This is a genomic window from Paenibacillus sp. J2R1T-4 (assembly GCF_059692235.1).
In genome coordinates this window covers 99,760-114,041 of sequence record NZ_JCAUBA010000019.1, presented here as the reverse complement: position 1 = coordinate 114,041, position 14,282 = coordinate 99,760, and the positions used below count along the sequence as shown (strand labels likewise).

The 14,282-nt window shown below is 45.8% G+C and carries 11 protein-coding genes and 1 pseudogene; 8 read left to right on the top strand and 4 right to left on the bottom strand.

All coding sequences use genetic code 11. From position 1 onward, the window contains the following. The first annotated feature begins 13 nt into the window (after positions 1-13). Positions 14-658, top strand: coding sequence for a spore coat protein (locus AC58QD_RS25640; RefSeq protein WP_497337872.1), 645 nt, complete (start codon positions 14-16; stop codon positions 656-658). A gap of 198 nt (positions 659-856) precedes the next feature. Here AC58QD_RS25640 and AC58QD_RS25635 read toward each other — a convergent pair whose 3' ends face one another. After that, positions 857-1,015, bottom strand: a complete 159-nt coding sequence (locus tag AC58QD_RS25635) for a hypothetical protein (protein ID WP_497337871.1) — start codon at positions 1,013-1,015, stop codon at positions 857-859. A 231-nt stretch (positions 1,016-1,246) separates the two neighbouring features. On the opposite strand from AC58QD_RS25635, the gene AC58QD_RS25630 reads away from it, so the two are divergent. The 6 genes and pseudogenes from AC58QD_RS25630 (at position 1,247) to AC58QD_RS25605 (ending at position 9,900) form a co-directional block, all read left to right on the top strand. Next, positions 1,247-4,162 carry an ATP-binding protein gene (locus AC58QD_RS25630; RefSeq protein ID WP_497337870.1) on the top strand — a complete coding sequence of 972 codons (2,916 nt, stop codon included), beginning with the start codon at positions 1,247-1,249 and terminating at the stop codon, positions 4,160-4,162. A gap of 4 nt (positions 4,163-4,166) precedes the next feature. Further along, a pseudogene (locus AC58QD_RS25625) lies at positions 4,167-4,520 on the top strand (response regulator); the annotation flags it as partial. A 521-nt stretch (positions 4,521-5,041) separates the two neighbouring features. After that, positions 5,042-6,031, top strand: coding sequence for a Gfo/Idh/MocA family protein (locus AC58QD_RS25620; protein WP_497337869.1), 990 nt, complete (start codon positions 5,042-5,044; stop codon positions 6,029-6,031). A gap of 218 nt (positions 6,032-6,249) precedes the next feature. Then, positions 6,250-7,173 (top strand): S66 peptidase family protein, encoded by a 924-nt coding sequence (locus AC58QD_RS25615; RefSeq protein ID WP_497337868.1) that lies wholly within the window; start codon positions 6,250-6,252, stop codon positions 7,171-7,173. Positions 7,174-7,265: 92 nt separating this feature from the next. After that, positions 7,266-8,132 carry a LysM peptidoglycan-binding domain-containing protein gene (locus AC58QD_RS25610; RefSeq protein WP_497337867.1) on the top strand — a complete coding sequence of 289 codons (867 nt, stop codon included), beginning with the start codon at positions 7,266-7,268 and terminating at the stop codon, positions 8,130-8,132. Between the two features lie 556 nt (positions 8,133-8,688). Then, a complete protein-coding gene (locus tag AC58QD_RS25605; protein WP_497337866.1) occupies positions 8,689-9,900 on the top strand; it encodes an NAD(P)/FAD-dependent oxidoreductase in 1,212 nt (403 codons plus the stop codon). Between the two features lie 24 nt (positions 9,901-9,924). On the opposite strand, the gene AC58QD_RS25600 is transcribed toward AC58QD_RS25605, so the two are convergent. The 3 genes from AC58QD_RS25600 to AC58QD_RS25590 form a co-directional block, all read right to left on the bottom strand. Continuing rightward, positions 9,925-10,401: a hypothetical protein gene (locus AC58QD_RS25600; protein WP_497337865.1), complete on the bottom strand. Its 477-nt coding sequence runs from the start codon at positions 10,399-10,401 to the stop codon at positions 9,925-9,927. 251 nt (positions 10,402-10,652) lie between these two features. Beyond that, entirely contained in the window at positions 10,653-11,375 is a 723-nt protein-coding gene (locus AC58QD_RS25595) for a response regulator (RefSeq protein WP_497337864.1), read from the bottom strand. Continuing rightward, complete coding sequence (locus AC58QD_RS25590) at positions 11,344-12,981, bottom strand: ATP-binding protein (protein ID WP_497337863.1); 1,638 nt, start codon at positions 12,979-12,981, stop codon at positions 11,344-11,346. Before AC58QD_RS25590 ends, AC58QD_RS25595 begins: the two co-directional genes overlap by 32 nt. 225 nt (positions 12,982-13,206) lie before the next feature. On the opposite strand from AC58QD_RS25590, the gene AC58QD_RS25585 reads away from it, so the two are divergent. After that, a complete protein-coding gene (locus AC58QD_RS25585) occupies positions 13,207-14,280 on the top strand; it encodes a Bug family tripartite tricarboxylate transporter substrate binding protein (RefSeq protein WP_497337862.1) in 1,074 nt (357 codons plus the stop codon). Positions 14,281-14,282 lie beyond the last annotated feature (2 nt).

Sequence of the window (14,282 nt, the reverse complement as noted above, 5' to 3'; positions counted from 1 at the left end):
AGGAGATATCGAGATGCAGCAGCAAACACAATACAGCAACCAGACACAAGGCACGCAGCAAATGAATCATGGGGGTCATGAGCTTTTTGATATGCACGAGGTGTTAGGCTGCAGTATTCATGTGTTGGATCAATTCATGATTTACAGACAGTTTGTACAAGATCAAGAACTGCTGGACATTCTGGATCGTCAATATAATTTCATGCTCTCCCAGTACAACCTGACTGCAGAATGTTTTACGACGGGGCAGAAACCGAGCCAGGAAACGTCAACGTATATGATAAAAGAAATGATGCAGCCGATTTATGGTATGAAACAAATGCAGCCGAAAAAGCCGAATCAATCATTGGCTGAAGTGAACGATGCAGGTATAAGCGGGTTTATGATCGGCTTGGTTAAAACCCATGCGTCGCTTCTGACGATGAGTGCCACTGAAGTAACGAATCCTGTCGTACGTCGTGTACTAGCTTCTCAAGTACAGAATTTTATCGAAATGGCATATGAAATTTTCTTGTACCAAAACAAAAATGCTTACTACCAAGTACCGCAAATGGAAGCTTCCGATATGACAACAATGCTGAACACGTTCGTTCCAGCCTCTGGAAGTCCGCAAATGCCGGCCAACAACAAAGCAACAGCGACAACTACTGTTCACTAATAACAGCAAAAACCCAGCATCGGTCTCAATAGCCCATGCTGGGTTTTCTTTCTCCTAATCTATAAGCCCTTGTGGCCAAAATCTCAACGCTCTTTCCTAACGAGCCAATTGCCCTCGCGCGCGGACCTAGCCAACGGCCGGGTTATTCTAACTCAATTACGTCCGATTAACTCCACCATACCTTCCTTAATAATCTGCTCAATGGACGGATGATACGGGGATGGCTTCCCGGTTCAAGCTCGGCTTACGGAACAACATATCGGCGATGTAGAAGGAGTTTGTAAACTCAATCTTGAAAGCGTTTTCTATATCATGAACCAAGTAAACGGGATATAAGTTTTTCCTGCTTTCACTCATGTTCAGAATCTCCTCAGTAGGTTTAGGAAACCTTTCCAGATCGCAAGTCTTTTATCTTGATCGTACTGATGAAAATACGGTTTGAATACGTACTTTTTTACAGCAACATGTTCGTTTATAACCTGAAATGATTAAGGATTGTCGGAATCTATCGAAAGTACTACAATCAGATGAGACATACGACATTAGTCCTAGACTGCAGAAGTTTATTTCCGAAGAGAGGCGACCAACATGAAGCCGCAATCCAATCGAAGAACATTGAAGAAACGGATCAGCCGTACGATCTATTTGGCTTCCGTCATTAGTATTTTGTTATTCAGCACAGCTGTCCTCATAGGGGTTTCCTTTCTATTGAAGCCGGTTTCCAGCTTTGTATCCAACTTCACAAGCGCCTCGGTCGCTCGAGAGATGAATTCGGAGGCCTTTTTGAAGCAATACGAGTTGGCTAGTCTGGAGCAGTTTGATTCTGCGCAGCCCTATGGGGAAGAGTGGGTTCGCAGTATGGATCATTTAACGAAGCTTGAAACGTACATACCTGTTGCCGATAAAAAAGCATTTGCAGAAAAACAGCCGGAGTCCGAGTCTGAGATCAATAAAATCATTTTATTTGCAGAAGACTTCACTTTTATCGAGATGCATATTGAGCTGAACGGCAAGAAGCAGTACTCCAACGAAAGTCAGTTGATGAGCATGGAGTCTTCCGGTCTCGTACGCCATCTGATCAGCTTTTATACGATCGAGACATCGGTTCCTTTGATCAATTCAAGCGGTACCGAAATCGGACAAGTCAGGGCTATGGTCGCTCCCCAATTTACAGTGGCTCTATTTGTGATGTTTGCTGTAGGTTTTATCGTTCTTGTGCTTGTCTCTTTACTAATTTCAAGATTCATAGGAAAGCTGATTTCCATACCGGTATTGAATCCGCTTGATCAGCTCATCACAAGAATGGGAGAGATTTCCCGTGAATCTACGGCGATGGATAGCAAGATTGAATTGCACAAGCCGCTAAGGGAAATACAGGATCTAGCAGCAGCTACTAATATGATTATGGATAAAATGAAAGATTACAGCGAAATTCTGCAGCAGCAAAAAGATGTCCTGGAAGATCAGAATGAAGAGTTGGAAGCGCAAAATGAAGAATTAACGACCTCCAAACAGCTGCTGCAGGAGGCGCAGGTCCAGTTGATCCGAACCGGCAAGTCGATTCGAAACCTGCTGGATAATGCAGGACAAGGCTTTCTGACCTTCGGCAGCAGTCTTCTCGTTGATCCGGAGTATAGTCTAGAATGCTCCTCCATCTTCGACCGCGAAATAGCGGGTGTGGGATTTCCTGAGCTGTTGGTGAATGAAGATGAAGAGCAGCGCCGATTTTTGGACAATTTGTTGAACAAGCTGTTCTCCGAGACGGATCCGCACAAAAGGGCCATTTATTTTCCTCTGTTAACCGATGAAATTGTTATTAACCAACGCAGTATTCATTTGGACTATAAAATGATACAAGGTACGGAAGGCGAAGCCGCAGAATCGATTATGGTTATCCTTACCGATATTACCGAGAAGCGTGAGCTGCAAAGTCAAATGGAGCACGAACGGAATATCCTCAAGATGGTCGTGAAGGTGATTGTCAATTATGGCGACTTCAACGATTGCGTACGAGACTTCCGTTTGTTCTACGAGTTCGAGCTTCCTGAGCTGCTTCGCGGGGAAGATTCCATGAAGTCGAAGCTGCTTATGTTGTACCGGGACATCCATACATATAAGGGCAATTTCTCGCAATTTGGGCTTATTCATGTCGTGAACATCCTGCATGAAGCGGAGTCTGAGCTTAGTCTGTTGATACGCAGAGCGGATGAGCTGACTGAAGAAGAGATGGGACTGTGTCTCAGAGAGCTTCGTATTGGGGAATGGTTGAAGGAGGATTTGGCTGTACTTCAGTCGGTACTAGGAGAATCGTTCTTCAATCAAGAGGATCTGCTCATGATCGACAAGAACAAGATTATGGAGATCGAGCGTAAGATGCTTACGATTCTGTCACCCAATGAATGCAAGCTGCTCTTGCCGGATCTCCGTAAGCTCAGATACAAGTCATTCCATGAGCTGATGAAAGCTTATCCGGAATATGTGAATGGACTCTCAGAAAGAATGGAGAAGCTCATTCATCCTATCACTATCAGCGGTGGAGACTTTCCTGCCGAGACAGAAATTTACTATGATTTCAGCCGCAGTTTGATTCATGTGTTCCGCAACATGATCGATCATGCTATAGAACCTATTGACGAGCGGCTTGAAGCCGGCAAGGATGAAGTCGCTACGATTGGTTGCCGTATTGAGCTTAAGGATAAAGGAATCGTCATGGAGCTGAGTGACGACGGTTCAGGCATTGATGCTGGCAGGATTCGCCAACGCGCTGTGGACAAAGGAATATGCACCCAGGAGGCAGCTGATCAGCTTACCGATCAAGCGGCAATCGAACTTATATTTCACGATGAATTCTCGACAAAAGAGCATGTTAGTGATATTTCCGGCCGGGGGATCGGTCTATCATCCGTCAAAGCAGAGGTTGAGAAGCTCAAAGGCACGATTGAGGTGTTGACTGAGGTTGGCAGGGGAACTACATTCCGGCTCCATCTGCCCTATGAGGAGTTGAACGCTGAGCAGCTAATCCATTATCCAGACACCTTGAACCCGATGATCGGCCATGCTAAGCAGTATTTGGAGCAATTCGCCGGATTGTCGCTTCGAGCGGATGAGTGTTTCCAATCTAACGCAGCAGACAAATTAACGCTTAAGAACGTGACCGCCTTTGTAGGCATTAAAGGGGCAGTAGAAGGCTTCTTCGTCATGAGCGTTGATGAGCGGCTGTCCCGAGAGATGGTTCAAGGAATAGTGCTCGATGCGCTTGCGCTTAGTCCGGAGGAAGAAGAGCAGTTGGTGGAGGATACGCTTGCCGAGACAGCGAATATATTATTAGGCAACTCTCTAAAAATATTTGGGGCCTTCTCCGAATATATCATTATGGAGTCACCGATAACGATCTACACCGGAGGAGCATCCGTGAAATACGCAGACTCCCAAATATGGACATGTACGCTCGAAGGCAGTCACGGCTCCATGCAGATCAGTTTTGTAATCATGAAAAGAGGATGAGAGAATGGCCAATATATTAGTTGTAGACGATTCGATTCTAATGCGCCGGAACCTGAAGGTTCTGCTTGCTGAAGCGGGGCATACCGTTGTTGCGGAAGCAGTGAACGGTATTGAGGCCTATCGCGAATATGCGAAGCACCTGCCGGACCTCGTCACCATGGATATCACAATGCCAGTTATGAACGGGATCGAGGCGTTGAAGAAAATAATCGCGACCTATCCCCATGCCAAAATCATCATGATCAGCTCCCTGGATCAGAAGAATATGGTGTTTGAAGCGATCCAGAATGGAGCCATGCATTATATTCTCAAGCCGGTCACCCTGGAGAAGGTTCTGTCGACGATTAATGACGTGCTGGATTTACCGAGTTCGGATCAGCGGGGCTCGGAAGGTTATGCGGGTAGGGCTTTGGAGGTTCCTGGCGGAGCACCGCAAGAAGTTCCATTTACTATAGATAATAAGAATGGAATCTTCATTGTTTCCGTTTTTCCCAAAATGGACGAATCCGCTTTGCAATCCATTCAAATGGCGCTCCAAGGCTTCGTCTATGTGAAACCGCTCAAGGTAGTGTTCAATTTTGAACTGGAAAAGCTGTCAGACGAAGAGATGGAGAAATTTATGGGCTTTATTCAAGCGGTTCATGAAGCAGATGGCTCTACCTGCATCGTTAGCCGCAACTTACGCTTGATCCGCCAGTTAAAAGCAGCAGACGAAGTGATGTTTGCCAAGATATATACGGATTTGACGGAGATAGTGATTTAACTATACGAGTAACACTATTAAATAGCCCTTAGGAGGGGCTATTTGTAGGGTACTCATCATTTTTTTATCAGGTCGGAGCTCGTTCAACTTAATATTGAGATGTTGGAGGTTTTCTCTTGAAAATTTGCATAGTAGGTTCTGTAGGTCACACAGGATATGTGTTGAAAGGTTTGCGTGGACAACAAGATGCGGAACTGGTCGGTATCGCTCCAGGATCTCATGGTGAAGACGTTGAAGGGCTATACCGTACGGCCATTGATTATGGATATTCGCCTCGAAAATTTGAAAGCGTTATTGATATGCTCGATCAACTGATGCCCGACATTGTGGCAGTTGCCTGTCATTTTAACGATCATGCTTCTGTCACAGTTGAGGCGCTTAACAGAGGCATGCATGTCTTTGTTGAAAAACCGATAGCGACCACTTTGGAGGATCTCGAAATAGTAAAGGCTGCCTATAAGAAATCCGATGCACACTTGGCGGCCATGTTCGGCATTCGTTATACCCCTTGGTTCTTAACGGCTAACAAACTTTTGCAAGAAGGAAGTATCGGCGAAATAAGGTTAATGAATGCGCAAAAATCATACCGATTAGGCGAGCGCAGTGAGTTGTATCGGAAACGCGAAACCTATGGTGGTACGATACCATGGGTTGGAAGCCATGCGATTGATTGGATGTACGCGTTGAGCGGTGAACAGTTTCTTTCGGTCTTTGCCTCTCATTCGACAAGATCTAATAACGGCCATGGTGAGTTAGAGGCTACCGGTCTTTGCCATTTTACATTCACCAATGAAGTTTTTGGTTCGGTTAACATTGATTACCTGAGGCCGAAGCAGGCGCCTAATCATGCTGATGACAGAATCAGAGTCGCAGGAACGAAAGGAATTCTGGAAGTGCTTGATAATAAAGTGTATTTGATAAGTGAACAAGTAGCTGGCATTCAAGAAGTACCTTTACTAGCGGAACAGGAAAGCTTCGTCGATTTCCTGCAGCAGGTTCGGGGTGCCGGGAAGTGTATGGTTAGCGCTGAACAATCCTTTATGGTAACGGAGGCTTGTCTGAAAGCGAGATTGTCAGCCGATGAGGGACGCGTAGTTTATTTTTGATGGCAAGAGCGGGTAAAGAAATCCATTTTCCAACATCCTGAATACAATTTGTAAGAAATACAACTGTGAATAGCGCACCTCCTGAATAGCCCTTAGAGGGGCTATTTTTATTTGTTTTTCTGCTTCCCAGGCATAAATTGGCTGCTTCCCGCATAAATCCTGATGATTAGGGGTCTTTTGCATTTTATGCAACAGTCCATGCATGGGGAGGGAGAACGATGCCGATTAGACCGCCGATCCTGCGATCGGGCGATACCGTAGGAATTGTGACGTTAGGCAGTCCATTGGATCCTTCTATCATCAATGCAAGAATACAGACACTCGAGGCTATGGGATTTAAGGTTGTGATAGGGAAGTACGTTTACAATTGGAACGGCTTTTTGGCAGCTACTGACCAAGAGCGTGCAGCAGATTTAATGAGTATGTTCCTCAACAAGGAGGTTAGGCTGATCCTGCCCTCGAGGGGAGGGGTTGGAGTTGCTGGGATATTACCTTACCTGAACTATTCCGAAATTGCACGCAATCCGAAATGGATCAGCGGATACAGTGATATCACGGTGCTCTTGAACGTCTTGTATAATTACATCGATCTGATCACATTACACAGCTTGCTGCTGATCGATTTCAAAGCGAGCACACCGGATTACAACTTCAATCAGTTTTTTGCCATGACCTCAGTCTATGCTGCCCGCAGAATCATTGAAAACCCGCCTGGGAGGCCTCTTATCAGTCTTGTGCGAGGCAATGTAACTGGAATACTAGTCGGTGGAAATCTCACTTCATTGGTCGGTATTTTGGGAACCAGGTATGATATCGACATGCGGGGCAAAATATTGTTCCTTGAAGAAACCCATGAACCGATCAACACCGTATATCGCTATTTGCTTCATCTTAAACTGGCAGGGAAGCTCGATGCTTGCGCAGGTATTATAATGGGACAATGCACTAGCTGTCCGGTTGCTTATAATGTAGATTACGAGAACTTGATCCGAACCTTCCTCGTTCCGCTAGGAAAACCGTTAATGACGAATTTAGCTACCGGACATGGTGAATACAAAGCAGCTTTACCCATCGGGGCTACGGTCAATCTGAACACAATCAATAACACGCTTACCGTCGTCGAGCCTGTAATCTCGCTATAAATGGGATTGTCCAGTGGAAATTATTAGCGCTTTCATTTCGTCCGTCATGCAGGGTATGATACAGATACCTCATGAAAAAGGGAGATGACAGCATGAAGAAAACGATCAAGATGTCTCTAGCAGGAACTGTACTAGGCATGACCTTATTTGCCAGCCCATCATTGGCAGCCAGCTACATGGTGAAGCCGGGGGACTCATTATGGAAGATCGCAACGGCAAACGGAACAACAGTAACAGAGCTTAAGTCTTGGAACGGTCTTAGTTCGGATTTCATCTATCCGAATCAGAAGCTGCACATACCGGTCAAATCATTTGATTACATAACACAATCGAATGATACCATGTGGATCATCAGCAACAAGTTTGGCATACCGCTCTCAGCGTTAATTAACGCCAATCCGCAGATTTGGAACCCGAACAATATCTGGGGAGGACTGAATATACATATTCCAATTCTGAATAACACTCCCCCTAAGCTGACCACCGCTAGTACAAACCTATCGGATGGGAGATTCCCGCTTGGAAAAGGGACCTACCAGCCTTACACCAACAGCTTCGCGATAGCAAGGACTTGGTCGCCTGATGCCCCAACGGTACGAAGCCATGAGGGCGTTGATATCAATGCGGCAAAAGGAACTCCCGTATACAGCGCCACGGTCGGGAAAGTTATTCGACTCGGTTGGAATACTTATGGAGGCTGGCGGGTTACGATTCAAGCAGATGACTCCACGGTTCTCTATTACGCCCATCTCTCCAAATATGCCGAAGGCTTGAAATTGGGCGATTCGATTACCAAAGGGCAGCTGCTCGGATACGTAGGCAATACCGGCTACGGACCTGAAGGGACTGAAGGACAATTCGAGTCACATTTGCATTTTGGGATGTATAAAACAGATACCGGTTCCTGGGTAGCTACAGATCCCTATCCATATTTGCAAGCATGGGAAAAGAAATTATAGTGTCAGGTTGTGCAGAGTGTAGATTGATAGAATAGCAGATAGATAGGTCCCTCTTTGAGGGGCTTATTTGGGTTAGGAATATATGTGCAGATCGTATAAGCAGTTATTCTATTCTGATAATAAGGGACCTCACATTTCGTATTTAAATTATAGTAGTTTTGCTGGCAAGAATAGGGGAACTGACTTCCCTAATAATCTGGAATGTTTAAGATATTAGGTCATTTCACAGACTAAGGGACAATAGCTCCCCTATTATCACAAGACTAATCTGTTTGTACGAAATAGAGGAATGCAGTTCCCTTATTCGTGGATAAAGAGATTAAGTATTTGTGATGGGAACATGGTGTCGTCAATGTATGCAATAGCATGCAAAAGCCTATATACAATAGGAGGAAATTGTATTACGATGTAAGTAATACGATATTGTGATTTAATTCACAAGCAAGCCCACGAGCACACGAACGAATAAACTATACCTTATTTTTTTAAAGTAGTACGTGCATTTTTTCACAATCTATTTCATAAATCAGAAACAGAACTTATGGGGGGAATCTCTATGAACAAAGTACCTGAAATCCTAATCCTTGGGGCAGGTTATGGGGGACTAGTCACCGCAATAAGGCTTCAGAAGAAGCTGAACAATAAGAAAGCCAGAGTTACATTGGTTAATAAGCATGATTATCATTTCCTCACTACACATTTGCACATGCCAGCTGCAGGCACAGATCATCCTGAGAATGCTCGTGTGCCCATTACGAAGCTAATCCATAAGAAAAAAGTGCATTTCATCAAATCCACCGTTCTTGCAATCAAACCTGAAGAGAAGAAAGTAATCCTGGAGGATCAGACTCTGTCTTATGATTATCTCGTGATAGGTCTAGGCAGTGATCCAGAAACCTTCGGCATTCCTGGGCTGGAGGAACACGCATTCCCGATAAGGAGCATTAACAGTGTTCGGCTCATCCGTCAGCATATTGAATACATGTTTGCGAAGTATAAGACGCAGCCGTCTCGCATGGAATATTTGACTATCGTTGTTGGGGGAGCAGGGTTCACAGGTACAGAGTTTGTTGGCGAGCTTGCTGATCGGGTCCCGTTTCTATGCAAAGAATATGACGTTAACCCGGCTGATGTGAGAATCTACAATATTGAAGCATCTCCCTCTGCATTACCCCCAGGCTTGCCTGCCGATTTAGTTGAAAATGGGATGGAGGTACTGCGCAGCAAAGGGGTTATATATAAGCTGGGCACACCGATAAAAGAATGTTCACCTGACGGGGTTCTGTTAGGAGATGGAGAATTCATCCGATCCAAAACGGTCATATGGACAGGCGGGGTACGCGGTAATCGTCTTTTGGAGGCGGCAGGCTTTGAAGCATTTAGAGGTCGTGTAAAAGTGGATGAGTATATGCAATCCTATCCGTATCCAGAGGTGTTTATTATCGGTGATTGTTCATTGGTAACAGATCCAGAGGGAAGACCCTACCCTGCCAATGCGCAAATTGCTGTCCAACAGGCTTTTAACGTTGCGCATAATTTAACTCGTAAAATTCGTCGTCAGCCTATGCACCCCTTCGTCTTTGATAACAAAGGAGTGGTGGCATCATTAGGCAAAAGAAAAGCGGTAGGCCTATTGAAACAAAGGAAGATCAAAGGGCATTTCGCCGCTATGATGAAAAGGCTGATTGATGCGAGGTATCTATACTTGATAGGAGGGCTGTCACTCGTTGTTCGCAAAGTTCTTCTCCCTCGAAGAATCGCCAATTAACGGGGATGGATCAACATCCGCAGTCTACAGGCGTGTGAAAGCTTCCTCTTCCATATACACTTCAAGTTCTTCATACGTTTCAAAAGCGGACTCCAGAATGACACCTGAATACACGTACCACAATTCATCTGAAAATGTAACAACGAGAATATGATCATCCGGTCCAATCCAACGTTCCTGCTGCTTGCTTTCACTCCTAACAGGAGCCGTTTTCTCTATGCCAGTTCCCGCGAGGGAGCGGATCGATTGCTCAATTAGATTGAGAAGCTCTTCAGCCGAATAATCCCGAATGTTAACGAAGCCTTTGTCGTCCGTCGAATAACCTGCAAGGTGGCCGGCATATATATAGCCGTTGCCGTTCGGATGCATGTGATAGGCTACGATTTTTTTATCATAGGCACTGTCATCAAAGTGATAATTAACACGTTTAAGTGACACGTCTTTGCGTTGTAATTCTGGAAAGGAATCCAGTATAGCCAGCTTTTCTTCGAATGTGAGCATTTGTGCCTCCGAGTCAAGGTAAATTTGTTTTGTGACTCTAACATACACTTTTGTGCCTTGCTGTTCAACTTGGGGCGTAGAAGCTTGACCTACATGAGAAACGACTAACTTAGATCGTTAACAAGGGAGAGGGGACAGTCCCTCTCCTTGTTGTATTCTTCGAATCCCCGCTTCGCACACACCAGATGATGGCCGCGCAGACGAAGCTCCATGTTCAGTCACTCTCCCCCAATAATAGTAGACAACATATTTCAGTCACGATTCTTTTTACGATACACCCTCTCGGGGCGCCCAACGACGCCATAGGTCAAATCGGCGAAAACTTCGCCCGAGCTGACCAAATACTCCAAATAGCGGCGTCCCGTCGAACGACTGACGCCAATTTCTTTGGCGATTTGATCCGCTGTCATCCCCCTTGCCGCGGCCGAAATCGCCTGAACGATTTTCACAAGCGTTAATTTGTCGATGCCCTTGGGGAGGAAGGAAATCTCGGAGCGGGAATCCTTTTTACCCGAACCGGACAATAGGCGATCGACATCGCTTTGATTGATTGTTAGGGTGTTATTCAAACGATTCAGCTCGCGGTGAAAATCCAGATAACGCAGAAGCGTTTCCTGCAGCCGATTAAAAATGAGCGGTTTCATGATATAGTCGAACGCTCCGCTGCGGACAGCTTCCCGTATGGCCTCGACCTCTTTGGCCGCTGTGATCATAATGACGTCCGTATCCCGGTAATGTTGACGGATATAAGACAGCATTTCCAATCCGTTTGCGCCAGGAAAATAAACATCCAGAAGAACTAGATTTGGCCGTAATATGTCTAGCTGTTCTTTGGCCTGAACATCGTCTGTGGCAATTCCGACAACGTGAAAGCTGTCTACTTTTTCAATAAACCTTCGGTTAATTTCGGCGATTTTCACATCGTCTTCAATAATTAGAACTTCAATTGTTGGTTGTTGGTGTTCCAGGTTCATGGCGGGGACTCCTTTCTGTAGAAATTGGATGTTTCGGTATGGCGACGGTGAAAATGGTGCCTCTTTCTGAATTTTTATGGAAAGTTACGTATCCGTTCAGCTTGCGTACGGCATGCTGGACTAAGGCTAGACCGATGCCTCGATGCTCGCCTGCTTTGGTGGAGAAGCCTTTCTCAAACACCGCATTAGCCACTTCGTCTGGAATGCCGATGCCGCAGTCCTCGCATTCGATAATCAAATCTTCGCCGAGATCGGTTAAAAATAGTTTGACATAAGGCGCTGTCTGTTCCCCGCTTGATAGAACTGCTTCCATGGCATTATCAATCAAGTTTCCGATAATCGTGACCAGCAAATTTCGATCGATCTCCTCAGGGATATCCGCAAACGAGCTTTCACGGTCAATTTCAAATGTTAGTTTCAGTTCCTGCGCATGATTGAATTTGCCAATTAACAGTCCCCCGATCATCGGATCAGGGATTTCGTGCATGATGAACTGCACCCAATTCTGGTGCACATCCGATTCCTTGGAGATGAGATCGACAGCTTCTTGATACGATTCCAGCTGGATGAGCCCGGATATGACATACAGTTTGTTTGAGAACTCATGCGTCTGAGCACGCAGTGCTTCTGCGAAGCGTTTCACCTGAGAGAGCTCTTCGGCCAGACGATAAAGCTCAGATTTGCTTCGGAAGCTCGAAACTGCGCCGGTAACACCGTGTTTCCGGCTGACGATCGGTACACGGTTGACGATGACGTCATGATCTCCGATAAGCATTTCACGGTCGAACTCGGCTTCTCCCGTGCGTACCACCTCATTCAGTCGGGTGTTCGGGATAATATCTTCAATGTGTCTGCCAGTGATTTCGGTACTGAGTGGCAGCTGTAGAAGCTGCAAGGCATAGCGGTTCGCCATCGTGATGATGCCATCTCGATTTACGGCGATAATACCCTCGCGGATGGTTTGCAGGATAGCTTGTTTTTCGGTATACAGCTCCCCGATTTCCTTAGGCTCAAGTCCATGAATAGAGCTTCGGACGTTACGGGCGATAAGCACGGAACCGATGAGACCAACGGCAAGGACGATTAGCGAAATCTGTTCGATACGCGTTTGATAAGCGGCTGTTAGGGTATCGATATCCTTCGTAAGAAATCCGACTGATACAATGCCGATGACATCGCCGTGATCATCAAAAACAGGAGTTTTGCCGCGAAGTGAAGGTCCAAGAGAACCTACGGCTCTGGAAATAATCGACTGCCCTTCCAAGACAGGACCGTTGTCGCCGCCGACCATTGTTTGGCCAATTCGTTCAGGCAGCGGATGTGAGTACCGAATGCCTTCGCGGTTCCCGACAACGATGTACTCGGCATCGGTTTTTTCGCGGATACTTTCGGCGATAGGCTGGATGATCTTGGACGGGTCGGAAGTTTGAAAAGCATGACGAATGTCGGGCATATTAGCAAAGGTTTCAGCGACAGTTAAGGCACGCGTTCCAATTTGATCTTCAAGTGTCGTGGTCATAATGTAATAAAATATACTTCCTAAACTGATGATCACCATGGAAAGGAACGAACAAATAATTAAGATAAGCTTGGTTTGCAGCTTCATTTGCCATGCAGACCCCCGTTTCGTTTGTATTGTAACATAAAGCGTTATCATTTAGACCCTAATAGGGTTACCCGCTTCCGTGAACAATATGAACAAAATGTTCAAAACGGCGTTATTGCAACTAATCTCCATAAACTTCCCAACACACGCTAACAGATGGTATTCTGAAAACGCTTTAAAGAAAGCGCATACAAAAAATAGGGAATCATTATGGAGGGGTATCATTTGATAAAACAACTTTTTACAGCTTCCTGGAAAGTAACAGCCGTCAGTATTTTTGCAGTAAGCTTAGTGGCTTGCGGCAGCAACACAGCTAATCCCGCAGGAACGAGTGCACCGGCGGATAAAGCCAAGGAGACAACGGCTCCGGCAGTCGCTAAGTCCAACTATCCTGAAAAAGCACTCAGCATCATTGCTCCTTCCGGCGCAGGCGGCGGATGGGACATGACAGCACGTACGATTGCTAAAGTATTAACGGAAACCAAAGTAATCGACAAGCCGGTTTCCGTTGAGAACAAACCAGGCGGCGGCGGTACTGTATTTATGGCGGAGTACGCGACCAAAGATGTCAAAGATAACTACAAGCTGTTCGTCAGTTCGCCTCCAATTCTGATTAACCACTTGAAAAAAGAAGGCAACACGCCATATGGTTTCAATGATACGACGCCGCTAGCCCAATTGACGAAAGATTACGGAGCTATCGCTGTAGCGGCAAATTCGAAATATAAAGATCTGAAATCTTTGCTCGAAGATATGAAGGCTGATCCTACGAAGCTTACGGTTGCAGGCGGATCGGCGCCTGGCTCGATGGACCACCTCGTTTCGATTCTTCCGGCGTTCAAATACGGCATTGACCCGAAAAAGGTCAAATATGTGTCCTACGATGGAGGCGGTGAAGCTGTAACTGCCTTGCTTGGCGGAAATGCCGACGTGCTTGGTACAGATGCTTCGTCCTTGGATCAATACGTGAAAGCGGGAAAAATCCGCATACTTGCTGTTGCGGCACCATCCCGTCTTGGTGGCAGTCTGAAGGATACTCCGACGATGAAAGAACAAGGCGTTGATGCAGAGTTCCTGATCTGGCGCGGTTTCTTTGGACCGAAGAACATGAGTGCGGATGCAAGGAGTTATTGGGAAGATACGATTAAGAAAATGGTAGAATCCGATGCTTGGAAAAAAGAAATGCAAGCAAACAGCTGGCAAACAGATTATAAGAAAGCGGATGATTTCAAAGCTTTCTTAGGACAACAAGAGACCCAACTGAAAGACATGCTGACAGCGCTTGGCATGCAGAAATAAAT

Coding starts and splice junctions, on each gene's coding strand:
- AC58QD_RS25640 (WP_497337872.1), top strand. CDS start 14: ATGCAGCAGCAAACACAATACAGCAACCAGACACAAGGCACGCAGCAA.
- AC58QD_RS25635 (WP_497337871.1), bottom strand. CDS start 1,015: ATGAGTGAAAGCAGGAAAAACTTATATCCCGTTTACTTGGTTCATGAT.
- AC58QD_RS25630 (WP_497337870.1), top strand. CDS start 1,247: ATGAAGCCGCAATCCAATCGAAGAACATTGAAGAAACGGATCAGCCGT.
- AC58QD_RS25615 (WP_497337868.1), top strand. CDS start 6,250: ATGCCGATTAGACCGCCGATCCTGCGATCGGGCGATACCGTAGGAATT.
- AC58QD_RS25610 (WP_497337867.1), top strand. CDS start 7,266: ATGAAGAAAACGATCAAGATGTCTCTAGCAGGAACTGTACTAGGCATG.
- AC58QD_RS25605 (WP_497337866.1), top strand. CDS start 8,689: ATGAACAAAGTACCTGAAATCCTAATCCTTGGGGCAGGTTATGGGGGA.
- AC58QD_RS25600 (WP_497337865.1), bottom strand. CDS start 10,401: ATGCTCACATTCGAAGAAAAGCTGGCTATACTGGATTCCTTTCCAGAA.
- AC58QD_RS25595 (WP_497337864.1), bottom strand. CDS start 11,375: ATGAACCTGGAACACCAACAACCAACAATTGAAGTTCTAATTATTGAA.
- AC58QD_RS25590 (WP_497337863.1), bottom strand. CDS start 12,981: ATGAAGCTGCAAACCAAGCTTATCTTAATTATTTGTTCGTTCCTTTCC.